General features: G+C 74.7%; 14 protein-coding genes and 1 pseudogene. 9 read left to right on the forward strand and 6 right to left on the reverse strand.

The features are described from left to right. Window positions 1-89: 89 nt before the first annotated feature. Together BSL84_RS03545 and BSL84_RS03550 are read left to right on the forward strand one after the other, a co-directional pair. Window positions 90-1331, forward strand: a complete 1242-nt coding sequence (locus BSL84_RS03545; RefSeq protein ID WP_030031728.1) for an AAA family ATPase — start codon at window positions 90-92, stop codon at window positions 1329-1331. Window positions 1332-1354: 23 nt separating this feature from the next. Further along, the gene (locus BSL84_RS03550) at window positions 1355-2611 is read left to right on the forward strand and encodes a DUF2201 family putative metallopeptidase (RefSeq protein WP_075971955.1); all 1257 of its coding nucleotides are present in this window, start codon (window positions 1355-1357) and stop codon (window positions 2609-2611) included. 57 nt (window positions 2612-2668) lie between these two features. Here the strand turns inward: BSL84_RS03550 and BSL84_RS03555 are convergent, their stop codons facing one another. Both BSL84_RS03555 and BSL84_RS03560 read right to left on the reverse strand, forming a co-directional pair. Continuing rightward, a complete protein-coding gene (locus BSL84_RS03555) occupies window positions 2669-3787 on the reverse strand; it encodes a CPBP family intramembrane glutamic endopeptidase (protein ID WP_234363400.1) in 1119 nt (372 codons plus the stop codon). 61 nt (window positions 3788-3848) lie between these two features. Then, window positions 3849-5726 carry a SpoIIE family protein phosphatase gene (locus BSL84_RS03560; RefSeq protein WP_420718798.1) on the reverse strand — a complete coding sequence of 626 codons (1878 nt, stop codon included), beginning with the start codon at window positions 5724-5726 and terminating at the stop codon, window positions 3849-3851. A 316-nt stretch (window positions 5727-6042) separates the two neighbouring features. Between BSL84_RS03560 and dhaL the strand changes: the two genes are divergently transcribed. Both dhaL and BSL84_RS03570 read left to right on the forward strand, forming a co-directional pair. Next, complete coding sequence (gene dhaL / locus BSL84_RS03565) at window positions 6043-6657, forward strand: dihydroxyacetone kinase subunit DhaL (RefSeq protein ID WP_045323736.1); 615 nt, start codon at window positions 6043-6045, stop codon at window positions 6655-6657. After that, window positions 6654-7091 carry a PTS-dependent dihydroxyacetone kinase phosphotransferase subunit DhaM gene (locus tag BSL84_RS03570; protein ID WP_045323735.1) on the forward strand — a complete coding sequence of 146 codons (438 nt, stop codon included), beginning with the start codon at window positions 6654-6656 and terminating at the stop codon, window positions 7089-7091. The genes dhaL and BSL84_RS03570 overlap by 4 nt, the downstream gene beginning before the upstream one ends. A gap of 62 nt (window positions 7092-7153) precedes the next feature. On the opposite strand, the gene BSL84_RS03575 is transcribed toward BSL84_RS03570, so the two are convergent. Next, window positions 7154-7543: an RNA-binding S4 domain-containing protein gene (locus tag BSL84_RS03575; protein ID WP_030032086.1), complete on the reverse strand. Its 390-nt coding sequence runs from the start codon at window positions 7541-7543 to the stop codon at window positions 7154-7156. 134 nt (window positions 7544-7677) lie between these two features. Here BSL84_RS03575 and BSL84_RS03580 point away from each other — a divergent pair, with 134 nt between their 5' ends. The 3 genes from BSL84_RS03580 to BSL84_RS03590 all read left to right on the forward strand — a co-directional run bounded on the left by BSL84_RS03580 (window position 7678) and on the right by BSL84_RS03590 (window position 11345). Further along, window positions 7678-8073, forward strand: coding sequence for a TOBE domain-containing protein (locus BSL84_RS03580; RefSeq protein WP_075969780.1), 396 nt, complete (start codon window positions 7678-7680; stop codon window positions 8071-8073). Window positions 8074-8228: 155 nt separating this feature from the next. Further along, entirely contained in the window at window positions 8229-9029 is an 801-nt protein-coding gene (gene modA / locus BSL84_RS03585) for a molybdate ABC transporter substrate-binding protein (RefSeq protein WP_075969781.1), read from the forward strand. Between the two features lie 435 nt (window positions 9030-9464). Next, the gene (locus BSL84_RS03590; protein WP_199838778.1) at window positions 9465-11345 is read left to right on the forward strand and encodes an ABC transporter permease; all 1881 of its coding nucleotides are present in this window, start codon (window positions 9465-9467) and stop codon (window positions 11343-11345) included. 74 nt (window positions 11346-11419) lie between these two features. Here BSL84_RS03590 and BSL84_RS03595 read toward each other — a convergent pair whose 3' ends face one another. Together BSL84_RS03595 and BSL84_RS03600 are read right to left on the reverse strand one after the other, a co-directional pair. Beyond that, the gene (locus tag BSL84_RS03595) at window positions 11420-13501 is read right to left on the reverse strand and encodes a SpoIIE family protein phosphatase (RefSeq protein ID WP_075969783.1); all 2082 of its coding nucleotides are present in this window, start codon (window positions 13499-13501) and stop codon (window positions 11420-11422) included. 130 nt (window positions 13502-13631) lie between these two features. Then, window positions 13632-13859 (reverse strand): hypothetical protein, encoded by a 228-nt coding sequence (locus BSL84_RS03600; protein ID WP_037666497.1) that lies wholly within the window; start codon window positions 13857-13859, stop codon window positions 13632-13634. 572 nt (window positions 13860-14431) lie between these two features. Here BSL84_RS03600 and BSL84_RS03605 point away from each other — a divergent pair. Next, window positions 14432-15121: a DNA alkylation repair protein gene (locus tag BSL84_RS03605; RefSeq protein WP_075969784.1), complete on the forward strand. Its 690-nt coding sequence runs from the start codon at window positions 14432-14434 to the stop codon at window positions 15119-15121. 478 nt (window positions 15122-15599) lie between these two features. Here BSL84_RS03605 and BSL84_RS34580 read toward each other — a convergent pair. Continuing rightward, window positions 15600-16904 (reverse strand): annotated as a pseudogene (locus BSL84_RS34580) (DUF6777 domain-containing protein); the annotation flags it as partial. Window positions 16905-16961: 57 nt separating this feature from the next. Between BSL84_RS34580 and BSL84_RS03615 the strand changes: the two are divergent. Continuing rightward, the gene (locus tag BSL84_RS03615; RefSeq protein WP_075969786.1) at window positions 16962-18257 is read left to right on the forward strand and encodes a streptophobe family protein; all 1296 of its coding nucleotides are present in this window, start codon (window positions 16962-16964) and stop codon (window positions 18255-18257) included. Window positions 18258-18310 lie beyond the last annotated feature (53 nt).

The following is an 18310-nucleotide window of genomic DNA, read 5'->3' on the forward strand; positions in this document are numbered from 1 at the left end:
TCGTCTTCCCCCTTTCCACCCACATCCCTGCACGCATCCCTTCACGCATCCCTTCACGCATCCCTTCACGCATCCCACAGGTGATCACCATGACCGTGAACCCGCCCGTCCCCTCTCAACTCGACGTCGCAGGCGAGCTGCTGGCCCTGCTCCGCGAGACCACCACCGAACCGCGCCCCGACAACCAGCTGGAAGCCCTCACCCTGGCCGTCGCCGCGGACCTGCCCGTACTGCTGTGGGGTGAGCCGGGCATCGGCAAGACCGCCGCCCTGACCCAGCTGGCCGCCGCTCTGGACCTGCCGCTCACCACGGTGATCGCCAGCGTGCACGAGCCGTCCGACTTCTCCGGGCTGCCCGTCGTCGGCGACGATCCCGCGGAGCAGGGCGTCCCCATGGCCCCGCCGGACTGGGCGGTGCGCCTGGTACGGGCCGGGCGGGGGCTGCTCTTCCTCGACGAGCTGTCCACCGCGCCGCCGGCCGTGCAGGCCGCGCTGCTGCGCCTCGTACTCGAACGGCGGGTCGGAGCCCTGCAACTGCCGCCCGGCGTACGGATCGTGGCGGCCGCCAACCCGCGGTCCTCGGCGGCCGACGGCTGGGAGCTGAGCCCGCCGCTGGCGAACCGGTTCGTCCACCTCCAGTGGGCCCATGACCACGAGGTCGTCGTGCGCGGTCTGGGCGGGACCTGGCCGCGGGCCACGCTGCCGCGCCTCGACGCGCGGGCGCTGCCGGCGGCCGTGGAACACGCCCGCCGCGCGGTGTGCGAGTTCCTGACGGTGCGGCCTCCGCTCGTGCACCGCCTGCCCAGCGGCGAGACGAGGCGCGGCGGCGCCTGGCCGTCGCCCCGCAGCTGGGACATGACGCTGCGTCTGATCGCGTTCGCCACCGCGGCCGGATCCTCCAGGGAGGTGCTGTCCATGCTGGTCAGGGGGACGGTGGGGGACGGTCCGGCGTTGGAGCTGCTGGCCGCCCTGGACCGGATGGAACTCCCCGACCCGGAAGTGCTGTTGGCCGACCCGGCCGGCGCCGAGCTGCCGGAACGGGGTGATCGGCGCCAGGCCGTCCTCGACGGGATCGTGTCGGCGGTGTGCCGCCGCCCGGAGAAGTCCCGCTGGGACGCGGCATGGACGATCATGGTCCGGGCTCTGGAGACGGGGGCTCCCGACCTGGTTGTGGTCCCCGCGACCTCGCTGGCCGCGCTCCGCCGGGAGGAGTGGGACGTTCCGGCCGCGATCGAGCGGCTCGCCGGGGTGGTGGACCTGTCCCGGCGTGCGGATCTGGCCGCCGAACGGACCGCGGACCGTACGGGTGCCCGCGTCGGGGCCGGCCGGTGAGCGCCGCTGTGCCGGGGGCGCCGGTGAGCGCCGTCGCGCCGGGGACACTGGACCTCGGCAAGCTCTTCGCGGCGCGGCTGCACGCCGCGCGGGTCCGGCCGTACCTGGCGACGGCCCTGTTCGCCCTGCACACCGTGGAGTCGCGGCGGGTGCCGACGATGGCCGTCGACAGGTACTGGCGCTGCTACGTCTCGCCGGCGTTCGTGGACCGCACCCCGGTGGAGGAGCTGGCCGGGGTGTGGGTCCACGAGGTGTCGCACCTGCTGCGCGACCACCACGGGCGCGGTGACCGGGCGGCGCGGCTGCAGGGGCTGAACGGCCCGGGGGCGCGGCTGCGGATGAACATCGCCGCGGACTGCGAGATCAACGACGACGTGTTCGGCGACGGCCTGGTGATGCCGGAGGGCGCCGTCACTCCGGAAGCCCTGGGCCTGTGCGGCGGTGAGCTGATGGAGGACTACCTGCGCCGCTTCGGGCTCGGGCCGCTGACGCACAACCTTGTCTGGCTGGACTGCGGCAGCGGGGCGGACGGGATGGAACGTGACTGGGACCTCGGGCCGGACGGCGCGCACGGCCTCAGCGAGCAGGAGCAGGACGCGGTCCGCTTCCGGGTCGCGCAGGGGATCAACGGGCGGCCCGGGCACACCCCGAAGGGGTGGAAGCGGTGGGCGGAGGACGCCTTTCACCCGCCGCAGCCGTGGCGGGAGCTGCTGGGAGCCGCCGTCCGGTCGGCGGCCTCCGGCGCGGGCGCCGGCGAGGACTACAGCTACGGCCGGCCCTCCCGGCGCTCAGCCTGCCTGCCGGGCGTCGTCCTGCCGAGCCTGCGGCGCCGGCCGCCGCGGGTGTCCGTGGTGATCGACACCTCGGGGTCGGTGAGCGACGCCGAACTGGGCAGTGCGCTCCTGGAGGTCGCCGCGATCGCGCAGGCCCTGGGCGGCCGCCGCGACCTGGTCACCGTGGTGCCGTGCGACGCGGCCGCCCGGATCGTGCATCCGCTGTGCGAGGGCGAGGGCATTCCACTGCTGGGCGGTGGCGGTACGGACCTGCGTGCCGGTTTCGCCAGGGCGCTGGGGCAGGGTCCCCGGCCGGACGTGATCGTGGTCCTCACGGACGGGCAGACGGCCTGGCCCGCCGTACGGCCGCCCTGCCGGACGGTGGTGGGTGTCTTCGACCGTCCGGAGCGCGCGCGGTGGGACGAGGACGATCCCGACTACGTGCCGGACCCCACCCCTGCATGGGCCCGCGTGGTGTCCGTCGGCTCGTCCGCCTCCTCCCGGTGAGCCGGGCCGCCCGCGCGGCGCCGACGGCCGCGGGGGCTCCTCGTGCCCGCGGTGCGGTCAGGCCTCCGCCGGCCGGCCGGCCCGGTCCGCGGGCTCCGCGGGCTCTGCGGTGTCCGCCGGGCTGAGGCGCTGTACGCCGTGGGCGGTGGCCAGCCTGGCGATCAGCAGGCAGTACACCGGCGCCGCCACGAGTTCCAGGACGAGTGCCTGCCAGGGGGCGTCCGCGGCGCTGCCCGACTCGGCCAGCTCCCCGAAGGCGACGGTGAGGCCGTAGGCGGTGACGTTGTTCGCCACATGGATCGCGATGGCCGCTTCGAGTCCTCCCGTACGGACGGTCAGCCAGCCCCACCACAGGGCGGAGTAGAAGAGCAGGGCGAATCCCGACAGCCGGCCGAAGCCGTGGGCGAGGGCGAAGAGGGCGGACCCGATGACGATGCCGGGCCAGGGGGAGGCGAGGAAGCCGCCGAAGAACTGGGTGATCCAGCCCCGGAAGACGAACTCCTCGGCGGCGGCCTGGAAGGGGATCAGCGCCCACAGCACGACGAGGCCGAGTACGAACCCGGACCAGCCGGGGAAGTCGCCCGCAAGGCTCTCCTCGCCCTCGCTGAGGTAGCCCCACAGCGCGAGGCCGCCCATCTGGAGCACGATCAGGGGGAAGGCGACCGCCGAGCAGCGGACCAGCCAGCGCAGGCGGACCCGCCCCAGGACGGAGGCGACGGTGCCGGCGGGGCGGCTGCCGCACCAGCGGACCGCGAGCAGTACGACGGGGATGCCGACGGCTATGGAGAGCAGGGCGAGTGCCTCGTCGGCGAGCGGGTCCTGAAGTATCCGCTCGCCGTCCCGCGGGGCGAAGTCCAAGCCCAGGACGTACCAGACGAGGGCGCCGAACGCGATCACCAGCAGCGGTCCGAGCAGGTTCCCGACGAGGACGAGAGCGAACTCCCCGATGCGCCGCGGTGCCTTCTGGCGGCCGTTGCGGGCCTGTTCGTGATAGGCGCTCCCGGGCGGCGCGGTCTGGGGCCGCGGCCGCGGAACGGGCGGGAAACCGTAAGGCGGGGCACCGAAGGGCGGACCCCCATGGGCGGGGGTCGGCCACACCTGCGCGGGGACCGGCCGGTGCGGAGCGCTTCCGGCCGGCGCGGCCCAGACGTCGGGCGGCGGGGGCGTATCTGACACAGCGGGACCCTTTCCGTCACGGCCGTTCACCCGCCCATTCGATCACGTGACCGACCGCGGCTCAGCCGGATTCCGCGCGGGTCTGCGCCGGGGCCCGGCCCGGCGGACCGGGGCGTGGGCCGGTTCGGGGGGCGGGCAGGGGCAGGGAGAACCAGACGGCCTTGCCCTCGGCCGTCGGCAGCGTCCCCCAGGAGGTGGCGAGGGAGTCGACGAGGAGCAGACCGCGGCCGGATTCGGCGTCGGGTTCGGCGAAGCGGGCCTGGGGCAGGACCGGGCTGCCGTCGCAGACCTCGACGCTCAGTTCACGGCCGGCCTGGCGCAGGCGCAGGCGGACCGGGCCGCGGCTGTGGTTCACGGCGTTGGAGAGCAGCTCGGAGGTGAGCAGGCAGGCGGTGTCGCGAAGCTGCTCGTCGTCCCTGCCCCACTGGGCCAGGGTGGAGCGCAGGAACCGCCGCCCGGCACCGACGCTGCTCGGGTCGGCGGCGAGGAGCATGCTCTGAGAGGTCACCGGCTCGTCGGGGATCCGGACGAGGAGGAGGGTGACGTCGTCGGGGTTGTCGTCGGCGTCGGGCAGCAGGTCGGCCAGCAGCCGGTCGGCGGCCGCCTCCAGGCCGTTCGTCGTCGCGACGGCCTTCTCCAACGCCGCCGCGAGACCGTCCACCTGGCCCTCAATGTCGCCGTCGGGCGTCTCCACCAGGCCGTCCGTGTAGAGCGCGAGGACCGAGCCGGGCAGCACGGTGTGCCGGGTCTCGTGGTGGGGCACCTCCCCCACCCCGAGGGGCACGCTCACCTCGACGGGCAGCCGGGTGACCTCGCCGCCCGGGCTGACGAGGAGGACCGGCAGGTGGCCGGCCGAGCACATGGTGATCTCGGCCGCGTCGGCATCGACGACGAGGTAGCAGCAGGTGACGAACTGGTCCGGCAGTTCGGTCACGACGGCGTCCAGGGCGCGCATGAGCTGCCAGGGCGGCATCCCGGTCTTGGCCAGGGCATGCGAGGCCGACCGGAGCTGGCCCATGACGGCGGCGGCGTCCAGGCCGCGCCCCATCACGTCGCCGACCATCACCCCGACCCGGCCGCCTCCCAGCGGGATGAGGTCGAACCAGTCACCGCCCACGCCGGCACCCTGCCGGGCCGGGAAGTAGCGGCTCGCCGTGGGCATCCCCGGTACGTCCGGCGGCGATCCCATGAGGCTGCGCTGGAGGGTGAGCGCGACGTGGCGCTGCTGCTCGTAGAGCTTCGCGAGCATCTCCTCGGCGGACTTGCGCTCGGTGACGTCGCGGATGGCCGCGGAGACCAGGGTGCCGTCGGGGGTCTCCAGCGGGCTCAGGCTGATCTCGACCGGGAACTCGCCCCCGTCTCGGCGCAGGCCGTACAGCTCCAGGCCCGCACCCATGGGGCGGGTCCTGCGGTTGCCGAAGTAGCCGTTCCGGAAGCCGGAGTGGCGCCCGCGGAACCGTTCCGGGACGAGTACCTCGACCGGTCTTCCCAGCAGGTCCTCGCGGGCGTACCCGAAGAGCGCCTCGGTCTGGGCGTTGACGAGCTGGATCGCGCCCCGCTCGTCGACGATCACCATCGCGTCCGGTGCCGCCTCCAGCAGCGCCCGGAAGCGCTCCTCGGCGGCCCGGCGCTCGCTCACGTCGCGCACGGCCGCCGAGATCAGCAGGCCCTCCGGGGTCTCCAGCGGGCTCAGGCTGATCTCCACGGGGAACTCTCGCCCGTCCCGGCGCAGGCCGCGGAGTTCCAGGCCCGCGCCCATCGGGCGGACCTGGCGGCTGGCCGCGTAGCCGAGCCGGTGGCCCGGGTGCTGGCCGCGGAACCGTTCGGGGACGAGGATCTCGATGTGCCGGCCCAGGAGTTCCCCGCGGGGATGGCCGAACAGGGCCTCGGTCTGCGCGTTCACCAGCCGGATCAAGCCGGCGTCGTCCACGATCACCATCGCGTCCGGTGCCGCTTCCAGCAGAGCCCGGAAGGGCTCCTCAGATGTCGCTGCCACGCTGCGCCTCGCAGTCGTCGAATCCCGCAGAAGCAGACATCCGACCACGTGGCCGAATCTCACGCTTCCGGTTGACCGCATGCGGCGGCAATTGACCGATTCTGCGCACCGGGCGCGCCCGGCCCGGGCGCGGGTGGGCGCACTCGGGCGCGGTGGGCAGGGGGTTGACGCGGCCCGGCGGTCGGCGGAGCCGTGGCGGCAGCGCTGATCTATGGTGGCGGGAGGACCGGCCAGGGCGGACCCGAGGCGAGGAGATCCGGTGCGTGACGCAGAGTTCTTCCGGAGCTGGATGGCGGCCACCGCGGCGGCCGTGGAGCGTGAGGCGGACCGGCTCACCGAGCTCGACTCCCCCATCGGGGACGCCGACCACGGGAGCAATCTGCTGCGCGGGTTCACGGCAGTGCGCGGCGCGCTGGAATCGGAGGCCCCGGCGGCGCCCGGCGCGGTGCTCCAGCTCGCCGGGCGGACGCTGATCTCGACGGTCGGCGGCGCGTCGGGGCCGCTGTACGGGATGCTGCTGCGGCGGACCGGCAAGGAGCTCGGCGAGGCGGCGGAGGTGTCCGACGCCGAGCTGCGCGAGGCCCTGGGCCGGGGGGTCGCCGCGGTGGCGCAGCTGGGCGGCGCCGCGCCGGGCGACAAGACGATGCTGGACGCGCTGCTGCCGGGCGTGGCCGCGCTGGGCACCTCGTACCGGGCGGCCGCGGAGGCGGCGGAGAGCGGGGCGCTCGCCACCGTGCCGATGCAGGCGCGCAAGGGGCGGGCCAGCTACCTGGGCGAGCGGAGCATCGGACACCAGGATCCGGGGGCGACCTCGTCGGCGCTGCTGCTGGGGGCGCTCGCGGACGTGGCGGAGCGGGCGGAGGGCACGCGGTGACGGCCGGACGGGGCGCCGGGGCCGCTGCCGGGCAGCCCGCCCTCGTCGGGGTGGTGCTGGTCTCGCACAGCGCGCCCGTCGCCGAGTCGGTGGCGGAGCTGGCGCGGGGCCTGGCGGCGGGCGGGCCGGTGGCGCCGGTGGCCGCGGCGGGCGGCACGTCCGCGGGCGGGCTGGGTACGAGCGCGGAACTGGTCGTCGCGGCCGCCCGGGAGGTGGACCGGGGTGCCGGAGTCGCGCTGCTGGCGGACCTGGGGAGTTCGGTGCTGACGGTGAAGGCGCTGCTGCTGGAGGACGAACTGCCGCCTGGTTCACGGCTGGTGGACGCCCCGTTCGTCGAGGGCGCGGTGGCGGCGGTGGTCGCCTCGTCGGCGGGAGCCCCGCTGGAACAGGTCGCGGAGGCCGCCGCCGAGGCGTACGCGTACCGCAAGGCCTGAGGACCCGGGCGGGCGGCGGGAGCCGTCCCGGCCGGGCCTCGCGGTGGCGGTCGCGCTCGGCGTCAGCGTCCGCGCAGCGACTGGATCTCGCGGCGGTCGCGCTTGGTGGGGCGGCCCGTGCCGCGGTCGCGGATGCCGACGACCGCGGCCTCCACGGGGGTCGGCGGCGGCGGGCTCTTGTCGATCAGGCACTCGGCGGCGACGGGCGCGCCCACCCTCTTCGACACCGGCCGTCTGACGACGACGATCCGCTCGCGGCCGGCGTGGAAGAGGCGTACCTCGTCACCCGCGCGGATCGGCTGCGCCGGCTTGGCGCGTTCCCCGTTGACCTTCACATGGCCCGCCCGGCAGGCGGTCGCCGCGATCGAGCGGGTCTTGGTCAGACGCACGGACCAGATCCACGCATCGACCCGCACCGTGCCCGTTTCCGTTCCCGATACCTCATCAGCCATGCCCCGACTCTAATGCCGTGCCGTTTCGCCGCGCCGTGGCTTTTCGGCGGATGCACCAACACGCTCGGCATCTGCCATGGTGTTCCGCCAAAGAAGGTTGCACCTGCGCGGTATATGCGCCTACGTTGTCGCACATGCAGTCCTACACCATCGGCCAGGCCGCGCGTCTGCTGGCCGTCAGCCCGGACACGGTGCGGCGCTGGGCGGACGCCGGCCGGGTCGTGACCCGTCGCGACGAGGCCGGCCGGCGGATGATCGACGGCCGTGACCTGGCCGCGTTCTCCGTGGAGGTGGGCCAGGGTGGCCACGCCGAGGACAGGGAGCCGTACACGTCGGCACGCAACGCCTTCCCCGGCATCGTCACGGCCGTCCGGCTCGGCGAGGTGTCCGCCCAGGTCGACATCCAGGCCGGTCCCCACCGCCTGGTCTCCCTGCTCACCCGCGAGGCCGTCGAGGAACTCGGGCTGGAGGTCGGCATGCGGGCCACCGCCCGCGTGAAGTCCACGAGCGTCCACATCGACCGGGACTGAACCACGCACGCCGCCCGGCGTCCAGCACCGCCACCGCTGCCCACACCGCTCAGCACCGACGCACCCATCCCCACCCGCTCCGCCGTCACCGGCGCGGGCAACCAGCGCGGATCCGGCACCGGCCGGCCGCCGGCCCGACCGAGGAGCCAGCGCTCATGTCCCCGACCCCGACCCGCACCCGTCGTCGTACCGTCGTCTCCGCGGCCGCCCTGTCCGCCGCCCTGCTCGCCGGGCTGACCGCCTGCGGAGGGGGCGAGGAGCCCGCCGCGCCGTCGGCCTCCGGCGCGCCACCGGCGAACCTCACCGTCCTGGCCGCCTCCTCCCTGACCGACGTCTTCAGGACGGCGGGGGCCGCGTACGAGAAGGCCCACCCCGGTACGAAGGTCACCTTCTCCTTCGCCGGTTCGCAGGAGCTCGCGGCGCAGGTCAAGCAGGGTGCCCCGGCCGACGCACTGGTCACCGCCGACACCAGGACCATGGACGGGCTGAGGGCCGAGACCGGCGAGCCCAGGGTCGTCGCGAAGAACCGCCTGGTCATCGCGACCGGCAAGGGCAACCCCTTCAAGGTCGACGAGCTGAAGGACCTCGCCGATCCCGGACTCAAGGTCGTGCTCGCCGCGCCCGAGGTACCGGTCGGCCGCTACAGCAGGCAGATCCTCGACGCCCAGAAGGTGGCGGTGAAGCCGGTCTCCCAGGAGCCCAGCGTCCGCGCCGTCCTGGGCAAGGTCGAGATGGGCGAGGCCGACGCCGGCCTCGTCTACCGGACGGACGCCGCCAGGTCGGGCGGCAAGGTCGTCACCGTGGAGATCCCGGACGGGCAGAACGCCGTGGCCTCCTACCCCGCCGCCACGCTGAGGCACTCCCGGAACGCCGGGGCCGCCGCCGCGTTCACGGCGTGGCTGAGCGGCCCCGAGGCACAGAAGATCTTCCAGGAGGCGGGTTTCCAGCAGCCGTAGGGCGTGTTGCGAAAGTGGCGTCGTCCGCCCGCAGGGCGGTGCTCGCCGTGTCTGGTGCCGTGCCTCGCAAGGCGGAGGGTCGCCCGCGTACCGGTCCGTGCGCGGGTAACCCCGACAACGCGGCGGGATGCCGTGCCAGGCACCGCCGGCCCGACGAGACTTGCGCAACACGCCTTGGCCGGCGGGGCCTGCGCACCGGTCGGGTCCGTCGGTTCGGGGTGGAACGTCCCGCCCCGCATACGCTGCACCCCTGCACCCACCCATGCACCCACCCCTGCACCCCGCGCCCGTGCCCGCCCGCGTCCCCGCCGCCGGCCCCGCCCCGTCCGGCCACGCCCGCCCGAGCCAGGAAGTCCCGTGAGCAGACTCCGTACCCGCACCCGGCCCCCGGCGGCCCTGGCGCTCCCCGCGCTGCTCGCCGTCGCGTTCCTGCTGATGCCGCTTCTCGGGATCCTGGTACGCACTCCGTGGGGCGAGCTCGTGGAACACCTCGGCAGCCCAGGTGTGGTCCAGGCTCTGAAGCTCTCCCTCGTGGTGTCCCTGTGGGCGCTGGGCCTCTCGCTCCTCCTCGGCGTGCCCCTGGCCTGGCTGCTGGCCCGTGTGGACTTCAGGGGCAAGGCCCTGGTCCGCTCGCTGGTGCTGCTCCCCATGGTGCTGCCGCCGACCGTGGGCGGTGTCGCCCTCCTCCTCGGCTTCGGCCGGCGCGGTCTGCTGGGGCCGTGGCTGGAGGACGTCTTCGGGATCACCCTGCCGTTCCACACCTCGGGGGCCGTCGTCGCGGCGACCTTCGTCGCCATGCCGTTCCTGGTCATCAGTTTGGAAGGCGCCCTCGGCGGTCTCAGGCGGAGTTACGAGGAGACGGCGGCCTCGCTCGGCGCGTCGCCGGTCCGTGTGTTCGCCACCGTGACCCTGCCCATGGTGGCGCCCGGTCTGATCGCCGGAGCCGCCCTCACCTGGGCCCGCGCACTGGGTGAGTTCGGCGCGACCATCACCTTCGCGGGAAACCTGCCCGGCACCACGCAGACCCTGCCGCTCCAGGTGTACCTGCTGCTCCAGGACCAGCCCGAGGCGGCCACCTCCGTCTCCCTGCTGCTGCTGGCGATCGCCATGGCCGTACTGATCGCACTGCGCGGCCGCTGGACGGGCACCCCGGCCGACCGCGGCGCGGTGACGGCGCCGCGGTCCGGCCGGGAGGACGGCCCGGACCCCGGGCGGATGGCCGGCCGGGAACCGGAAGCGGACGCGGCGGCCGCCGCACCGGCGCCGTCCGGGGAGACCGGGCACTGGCCGCTGCACGCCACCGTCACGGGCTTCGACCGCCTCACCCTCGAAGCGGAACCGGGCACCACCATCGCCGTCGTCGGCGAGAACGGGGCCGGCAAGACCACCCTGCTGCGCGCCCTGCTCGGCCTGACCCCGCGGGCCCACGCCGACCTGCGGCTTGGGGACACCGACGTCACCGCCCTGCCGCCGCACCAGCGGCAGGTGGCCTGGGTGCCCCAGGACGGGGCGCTGTTCCCGCACCTGAGCGCCCTGGCGAACACCTCGTACGGGCTGCGGGCCCGCCGGGTGCCGCGTGCCGACGCCCGCCGGGAGGCGCAGGCCTGGCTGGACCGGCTGGGCGTGGGCCACCTCGCCCGGCGCAGGCCCGCCCAGCTCTCCGGCGGCCAGGCCCAGCGGGTCGCGCTCGCGCGCGCCCTTGCGGCGCGCCCGCGGCTCCTGCTGCTGGACGAACCGCTCGCCGCCCTCGACCAGACCACGCGGGCCCGGGTCCGGCACACCCTGCGCACGCACCTGGCCGGCTTCGGCGGGGTCTGCCTCATCGTCACCCACGACCCGGTCGAGGCGGTGTCCCTGGCGGACCGGGTCCTCGTACTGGCCGACGGCCGGGCCCTGCAGGACGCGCCGCCCGCCGAGGTCACCCGGCACCCGCGCTCCCCGTGGGTGGCCCGGATGCTGGGTCGCAACGCCTGGCCGGGCATCGCCGTCGCAGACGGCCTCGCCCTCGCGGGGGGCGGCCGCCTGGTGGTCGCCGAGACCCTGCCCGAGGGAGCCGAGGCCCTGGCGGTCGTCGCCCCGGAGGCGGTTTCGGTGCACCGGGACCGGCCGAGCGGCAGCCCCCGCAACGTGTGGCGGGGCACCGTCCGGGAGATCACCGCGGTGGGCAGCCGCCTGCGCGTGCTGATCGAGTCGCCCGACGCGCCCGAGCTGGTCGCCGAGATCACCCCGGCCGCGGCGGCCGAACTGGGCCTGGCCGACGGGTCCGAGGTCTGGACGAGCGTGAAGGCCACCGAGGTCACCCTCGTCCGCCTGTAGTCCCGCCGGGCGGGTGGGCCGGACTCCGTGTGCGCGACCTGGCGGGCGGCCAGGACCGGCCCCGGCGCGTGAAGTCAGGCCACGCCGTCGGGGCTCTCCGGCCGCGGCGGGGCGAATTCGCACCAGACGCACTTGCCGCCGCCGCGCGGTTCCACACCCCACGCGTCCGCGAGCTGTTCCACCAGCATCAGTCCGCGCCCCGACACCGCCCAGTCCCCCGCCTCGCGCCGCCGCGGCAGCGCGCTGCTGGTGTCCTCGACCTCGATCCGGATCCGCCCCTGGGGCGTGATCCGCATGTTGACGTGGCCGCCGCCGTCCGTGTGGACGAGGGCGTTGGTCATCAGCTCGTCCGCCGCCAGCTCGATCTCGTCGGCGCGGTCCTCGGCGCCCCAGGCCGCCACCGCCGCTCGGATGAGGTGGCGGGCCATGGCCGGACCCCGGGTGTCCCCCGGCTCCAGGCGCTGGCGCAGCGGGCCGCCGCCCCGCCCGGTGGGGTTGCCGCGGCGGCGCAGGACGAGCAGGGCCATGTCGTCGCCCCCGCCCGCGTCGCCGACGAGGTCGCACAGCACGTCGGCGAGCTCCTCGACGTCCGTGGGGCCGCTGTGGACCGCCGCCGTCAGCTCCCGCATGCCGGTGTCGGGATCGGCGCCGGGTCTTTCGACGAGGCCGTCCGTGCACAGCACCAGGGTGTCGCCCGGGTGCAGTTCCAGACTGGTGACCGGATAGCCGGAGCCCGCCGCCGCGGACGGTTCGGGAGGCGGCAGCCCGAGCGGCAGCCCGCCCGCCACCTGGACCCGGTGGCAGCTGCCGTCCCCGCGCCGCACGACCGGGTCGAGGTGCCCGGCGCGGACGATCTGGAGCATGCCGCTGTTGAGGTCGACCTCGGCGTACGTGCAGGTGGCGAAGCGCTCCGTCTCCAGTTCCCGCAGGAAGGCGGAGGCTCGGGCCATCGCCGCGCCCGGTGTGTGCCCCTCGACCACGTACGCCCGCATCACGATGCGCAGCTGCCCCATGACGGCGGCCGCGTCCGTGTCGTGGCCCTCGACGTCGCCGATCATCACCCCGACGCGGCCGCCGCCGAGCGGCACCACGTCGTACCAGTCCCCGCCGATGTCCCGCCCGATCCGGGCGGAGCGGTAGCGTACGGCGATCAGCGCTCCGGGCACCGCGGGGATCCGGCGGGGCAGCATGGCCCGCTGGAGGCCCTCGGCCAGGTCGTGCTCCTGCTCGAAGAGGATGGCGCGCTGGAGGCTCTGGGCGACGCCGCTGCCGAGCGCCATGAGCAGGTTGCGTTCCTCGGCGGTGAAGTCGCCGTCCCGTTTGTAGAGCAGCCCCAGCGCTCCGACGGCCCGCCCCTGGGCGATCAGCGGCAGGTAGACGCCGCTGCGGACGGCCAGCGGCTCGATGTACGGCCACAGTTCGGGGTAGCCCTGCTGGAACTCCTCCCGCGAGAGGATGAAGACGGGCTGCATGGTGCGTACGGCCACACTCATCGGGAACTGCGCGTCGATCCGGGTGTACTCGATCTCGGGGACGTACGTGCCGAGCTGTCCCTCCGCGACGAGGTGGATGCGGCCTCCGTCGACGACGCCCAGCATCACGCTCACGGCGCCGAGGTGGCCGAGGGCCTGGGGGTCCTTGAGGATGTCGGTCACGTCGTTGACGGTGCGGGCGTGGGCGAGGATGGCGGTCGTCCGCTCGACGACGCCGGTCATCCGGCGGCGCCCCTCGTCCTGCTCGCCGGCGGCGCCCGGCTCGCCGGGGTCGTGGGCGGCGTCGCGGAGGATGCCGATGACGCGGTACGGGCGGCCGCCCGGGTCCCTCAGGATGTGGCCCTGGATGTGGGTCCAGGCGGGTGTGCCGTCGCGGCGGCGGCTGCGGACGTAGGCGCCGTAGTGGCTCCGCCCGTCCTTGATCGCCTGGGCGACCCTGGCGTCGAGCCGGGCCTCCTCGGCGGGCGCTATCCGCGCGCGGAGCCCGGCGGGGGTGCCGTCGTACTCGTCCGGGCGCAGGTCGAGCACGTCGAGGGCGGTGGGATCCAGGTGCATCCGCCCACTGTCGAGGTCCCAGTCGAAGGTGCCCATCCGGTTGAGCGCAAGGCTCGTGTCCGGCCGCGCGGGCCAGTCGACCTCGGGAACGTCTCCCCTACGGGCCATGCAGCCAGGGTCTCACTGTCCCCCGCCGGTGTCCCCGTGGAGCGGCCGGCGGGGGCCCGGTCGGGGGTGGGGCCTGGGTGCGTACACAGCACTGTGCGGCCCGTCGCGCGGGCCGCACAGCATGCCGGGGTCAGCAGCCCTTGCCGTGGCCTCCGCCACGGTAGTGGTCGTTGTCATTGTCGTGCCAGCCGTGGTGGTGGCCGCCCCTGTCGTGGTCCCAGCCGCCGCCGCTCACGTACGTGACGGACTGTGAGGGGGTCGCCGCCGAGGCGGTACCCGCGGCTCCCAGGGCGCCGCCTGCCATCAGAACGCCGATGGCGGACACCGCGAAGAGGCGCTTGACTCTCGTTGCTCGCATGGTTGAGAACCCTTCTCGTTGCTACGGCACGAAAATTTGTTCTTCCTCCTCAGGCGAGGGGTTTTCATGGCTGCACCTGCGGCCGTACAGATGTCATGAATGCGCGTCACCCCCGTCAACGCGGCCTCATCGGGCCACGGACCTTCGGGGCCGGTGCGATATGTCGCACGCCTCGCGCTCCGGCGTATCACCGCGGGTAAAGGGTTGCGATCCCGGCGGTCGCCGCAGTTACCTACGGATGATATTAGTCACCGCCTCGGCGATCGGCATCTCGGGCGGGTATGGAATGGGCCCGCGATTCACCGCATTTCCGGTGTAGCGGGCAACTATGCAGGGATCGGCTGGTCACCGCAACGGGCCAAGGGCTGTCCCGTAAAGTCCTGGCGGATCAGTGCGCGGTGTCGGATGCGGTGCACCGCAAGGCGGAGGAGCGTCCTCGTACTGGGCGTATGCGGGCGCTTTGCGACAACGCGGCGAGGCGCCGTAGCCGGCGCCGCGCGCCCGCCGGGGAACACGGGACAGCCCTTGGGCTCACCGCCGCGCGTAGGGACAGCAGGAGAGATGAGGCCGGGATGGCAGAGGTGACCGGGACGGCACTGGCCGACGTGATGGCCGAACTGGCCGGGCTGGAGGATCCGAAGGCCCGCGCCGTGAACGAGAAGCACGGCGACGACCACGGGGTGAACCTCGGAAAACTGCGTGCGGTCGCGAAACGGCTGAAGACGCAGCAGGAACTGGCGCGCGAACTCTGGGGCACGCAGGACACCGCGGCGAGGCTGCTGGCGCTCCTGATCTGCCGCCCGAAGGCTTTCGGGCGGGACGAGTTGGACGCCATGCTGCGCGGGGCGCGAGCGCCCAAGGTGCAGGACTGGCTCGTGAACTACGTGGTGAAGAAGAGCCCGCACGCGGAGGATCTGCGCCTGGCCTGGTCGGCCGACCCGGATCCGCTCGTCGCGAGCGCGGGCTGGGCGCTGACCACGGAGCGCGTGGCGAAGCGGCCGGAGGGCCTGGATCTGCCGGGGCTGCTCGACGTCGTGGAGGCGGAGATGAAGGACGCCCCGGATCGCCTGCAGTGGGCGATGAACCACTGCCTGGCGCAGATCGGCATCGAGCATCCGGAGCACCGCGCCCGCGCGGTCGCCGTCGGCGAGCGCCTGGAGGTGCTGAAGGACTATCCGACGTCCCCCGGCTGCACGTCCCCGTACGCCCCGGTCTGGATCGCCGAGATGGTCCGCCGCCGGTCGGCTCAGCCGGGGGCGTGAGGCCGGTTCCCCACCGTCGGGGGCGGCCCGCCGCGACCGGTCACCGGTTCCCGCCGTTGCCGCCGTCGTTCCCGCCGTCGTTCCCGCCGCCGTCCTCGCGGGGCTGGTCCGCCGGCGGCTCGACGGCCGTACGGGCCGGTTCCGGCTCCGGCTGCGGGGCGACCGGTGACTGCGGAGCCGCGGACCTGGTCGGCAGGGACGGCGTGCGGTCGGTCGGCGGCGGCGTCCGCGTCGGCAGGGGCGGCGTGCGGTCGGTCGGCTGGGGCGAACGCGCCTCAGAGGGCGACGGTGACGGCCTGGGCGAGGGCGATGCCGCCGGGGACCCCGAGGGGGAGCCCGACGGCGACGGAGGTTCCGACGGGGACCCCGGCGGCGTCTCGGACGGCGACGGCGACGCCGGAGGAGTCGGCGAAACCGCAGGCGATCCGGAAGGCGTCGCCGACGGCGAGGGCGACGGCGAGACCGACGGGGATCCCGACGGCGAGGGCGACGGGGATCCCGACGGCGAGACCGACGGGGCCGGCGTCCCCGACGGCGATGTCGAGGGGGACTTCGACGGTGATTCGGAGCCGGACGGCTTGCCCGTCGGGGACGTCGAGGGCGACTTCGAGGGCGACTTCGACGGCGCCTTGGACGGCGGCTTGGACGGCGGCTTGGACGGCGACTTCGAGCCCGTGTGCGAAGGCGACTTCGACGGCGGTCCCGACGGCTTCGGCCCGGTGTGCGTCGGCGTGACTCCCGGGCTCGGCGTGGTCGGCGGCGTCGGGAACACGGGCGGCGGGACCGGCCGGTCGGGCCGCCGGTCCGGGTGGTGGCCCTTCTCGCGCTCGAACCAGTGCCGGTTCTTGTGGTCGTAGATCACGATCTTCTTGACGGGCTCCACCGCCGGTGCGATGACGACCACCTTCGCCGGCTGGTACGAGGGCCACGTCTGCCCGTAGCGCTTCGGAGCGGCCTTCAGCGGGACCGGCTGACCGAGCGGGTTCCCGCACGCGCAGCGCACCCGGGGCACGCCCCGGTCGTCGACGAGCACGGCCGTCCCGGCCTGCAGGACGGCCTGGTAGCTCGTGACCTTGCCGTTCTGGAAGCCGTGGTTGGTGACCCGGGTGTCCATGCGCAGTTGCACGGGGGTGAGCGAGCGCAGGTACTCGGGAACGGCCGCCGGCTGGATGCCCAGCGTCGCGGCGAAGGCCTGGTTCTTGGCGGGTTCCGCGGCCAGCACCTTGATCTGCTTCTCGACGTCGCAACTCGCCACGTCCTGGGTGCCCCCGTACACGCCCGGTGCGGAACCGCTGACGCTCCTGGTGCCCGTGGTGGTGCCCTGGGTGGTGGGAGCGGCGCCGGTCCCGCTGGGGGACGGCGCCGGGCTCTGCGGCGCCGGGCTCTGCGGGGGCGGCGCGTCCTCCTTCACCACGGTGGACTCGGTGAAGGGGTCGGGGCCCGCGGCGGCGGCCGGCTGGAGGAACACCTCACCCCCGGCGCCGGGCGTGCCGCTGGGCCGGGTCAGCACCACCGCCAGGGCCACGACCGCGACCACCGCGACGAGCGCGGTGGCGAGCCGTGGAACGGACCGCCACCAGGGACCCTTGCCCGGGCCCGGGCCAGCGGGGCCCACGGGTCCGGCGGGACCGCCGGGCGGCCCGGTCGGCGGCGGGGGCGGCGGTACCTGCCGCCCTCCCGACAGCGGACCGGAAGGCGGGCCGGTGGGTCGCTCTGACGACGGCTGCCCACCGGAGGGATGTGTGCTCACGGGCTCTTCTTCCCAGGAGGAGGGAGTTCCCATCGGACCATTGTGTGCGCCGTCCGGGTGGTGGCCGCAAGCCGGGAGTGCCACGGTTGCATGGTGAGCCAGACGCCGAGAGCAGCACCGACCGGGGGCTCCGCGAGGGCTTGGCGCGACGCCCTCGCCACCGTCGTCGCGGGTTTCGCCGCGATGACGGTGGTCGCCGCGGCCGGCCTGGCGTGCGCCGGCGCCGGCGACCTCCCGGAGGGGGCGTTCCCGCACGTGGTCGCCGCGGTCGTGGTGATGGCGGCCGGCGGTGCCGTGGAGGTGTCCGGCGACGCCGGTCCGCTGGCGGGCGCGGAAGCGACCCTGGAGGTGCTCCCGCTCTCGGTGAGCCTGGCGGGCGCACTCGCCGCCGGCTACTTCTTCCTGCGCCCGCTGCACAACCGTGCCGTGGCCCGGCCCCGGGAACTCCTGGGCCGGGCCGTTCCGTCGGTCGTCCTGTGGCTGCTCGCGCTGCTCGGCTCGGCGCTCCTGGCCCGGCAGGACTTCGGCGTCTCCACCGGCGACCCCGCCGTCGCGGTGATCGGTGAACTCCTCGACGCCGCGCCGACGGTGGGCTTCCGCGCCGACGTGCCCGCCACCCTCCTGTTCGGTCTGCTGTGGATCCTGGGCCTGTTGCTGATCGCCCTGCTGGTGTCGCGCCGGGCACCGCTCCCGGCCGGACTGGTCCGCTTCCACACGGCGGTGCGGCCGGCCGCCTTCGCCACGCTGCTGCTCCTCCTGTCGTACGTCGTGATCGGCGTCGTCGTCGGGCTGGTGGCGGCCGCGACCCAGGGGGACGCCGGCCGGACCCTGGCGGTGGTCCTGCTCGGGCTGCCCAACCTCGTCTGGATCGCGCTCACCCTCGGCTTCGGCGGATCCTGGGAGGCCCGTGTCGAAGGGGCCTTCGGGCTGCCGATGCCGCAGCTGCTGGACGAGGTGCTGCGTGACGCCGACGGGGCCCCGGTCGACGTGGCGTCGTTCGCGGCGCGCGACCCGCGGGCGTGGTGGATGGTGGTGGCGGCCGCGGTCCTGCTGCTGGCCACGGGCGTACTGGCGGCCGTACGGTCGCCCGCGCACGTCCGGCCCTGGCAGCACGCCCTGCATCTCGGCGCGGCCCTCGCCCTGGCCACCCTCGCGGTCTGCCTGCTGTGCCGGGTCCAGGCCGCGTACGGGCTGTCCCTGCTCGGCATCGGCGAGGTGGAGGGCCTCGGCGGGGAGCTCGTCCTGGACCCGGTGCTGTGGCGGACGGTCGGCCTCGGCCTCCTCTGGGGCGCCGTGGCCGGCTTCCTCGGCGGCCTCCTGGCCCGGCCGCTGCACCGCCGCCGCGGGCCGGCCGGCGCGCCCGCCGGGACGGCCGCTCACGGCTGAGCCGCACCCGTCAGCGGGGCGCGCCTCCCTCACACGCTTCCTTCACGCGCCTG

The sequence above is a fragment of the Streptomyces sp. TN58 genome (genome assembly GCF_001941845.1).
Lineage (GTDB): Bacteria > Actinomycetota > Actinomycetes > Streptomycetales > Streptomycetaceae > Streptomyces.

Coding starts and splice junctions, on each gene's coding strand:
- BSL84_RS03580 (WP_075969780.1), top strand. CDS start 7,678: ATGCAGTCCTACACCATCGGCCAGGCCGCGCGTCTGCTGGCCGTCAGC.
- BSL84_RS03575 (WP_030032086.1), bottom strand. CDS start 7,543: ATGGCTGATGAGGTATCGGGAACGGAAACGGGCACGGTGCGGGTCGAT.
- BSL84_RS03560 (WP_420718798.1), bottom strand. CDS start 5,726: ATGGTGATCGTGGACGACGCCGGCTTGATCCGGCTGGTGAACGCGCAG.
- BSL84_RS03600 (WP_037666497.1), bottom strand. CDS start 13,859: ATGCGAGCAACGAGAGTCAAGCGCCTCTTCGCGGTGTCCGCCATCGGC.
- BSL84_RS03615 (WP_075969786.1), top strand. CDS start 16,962: ATGGTGAGCCAGACGCCGAGAGCAGCACCGACCGGGGGCTCCGCGAGG.
- BSL84_RS03590 (WP_199838778.1), top strand. CDS start 9,465: ATGCCGCTTCTCGGGATCCTGGTACGCACTCCGTGGGGCGAGCTCGTG.
- BSL84_RS03545 (WP_030031728.1), top strand. CDS start 90: ATGACCGTGAACCCGCCCGTCCCCTCTCAACTCGACGTCGCAGGCGAG.
- BSL84_RS03605 (WP_075969784.1), top strand. CDS start 14,432: ATGGCAGAGGTGACCGGGACGGCACTGGCCGACGTGATGGCCGAACTG.
- modA (WP_075969781.1), top strand. CDS start 8,229: ATGTCCCCGACCCCGACCCGCACCCGTCGTCGTACCGTCGTCTCCGCG.
- BSL84_RS03595 (WP_075969783.1), bottom strand. CDS start 13,501: ATGGCCCGTAGGGGAGACGTTCCCGAGGTCGACTGGCCCGCGCGGCCG.